Below are 536 nucleotides of genomic sequence, written 5' to 3'. Positions count from 1 at the left end.
CCTCCAGGAGAGTTCCTTCCCCATGCTCGCGTTCACCGCCACCCGCCGCCTCGCCCGCCTGCGCTCCCTCGCCCTGACGGGTCTCGCCACGACCGGCGCCGCGACCGCTGCCCTCACCCTCATGCCCACGGCCGCGCACGCCGCCGAGGCACCCCGGGCCGCCCACACCGTGGCCGCCGCGCAGGGCATTCGGACCGACGCCGGCGCCGCCGGCAGCGCGAACAACCTCGACGGCTGGATCAAGCAGTCCCTGGCCATCATGAAGGAGAAGGGCATCCCGGGCAGCTACGAGGGCCTGCGCCGCAACATCATGCGCGAGTCCGGCGGCAACCCCAACGCCCAGAACAACTGGGACGTCAACGCGCAGAAGGGCAGCCCCTCCAAGGGCCTGCTCCAGGTGATCGACCCCACCTTCAACGCCTACCACGTCGCGGGCACCGCCCACAGCACCACCGACCCGGTCGCGAACATCACCGCCGCCGCCAACTACGCCGCGCACCGCTACGGTTCCATCGACAACGTCAACTCCGCGTACT

General features: G+C 71.3%; 1 protein-coding gene. It reads left to right on the top strand.

Annotated features, from left to right (window positions below; translation table 11 throughout):
- Nucleotides 1-22: 22 nt before the first annotated feature.
- Nucleotides 23-536 (top strand): transglycosylase SLT domain-containing protein (locus tag IF37_RS0138480; protein ID WP_030754488.1); only part of this gene is annotated, 514 nt, incomplete at its 3' end.

This window comes from Streptomyces sp. NRRL S-31, assembly GCF_000718775.1.
GTDB lineage: Bacteria > Actinomycetota > Actinomycetes > Streptomycetales > Streptomycetaceae > Streptomyces.
The sequence above is the reverse complement of the archived record's forward strand: the minus strand, read 5'-3'. Positions and strand labels throughout refer to the sequence as shown.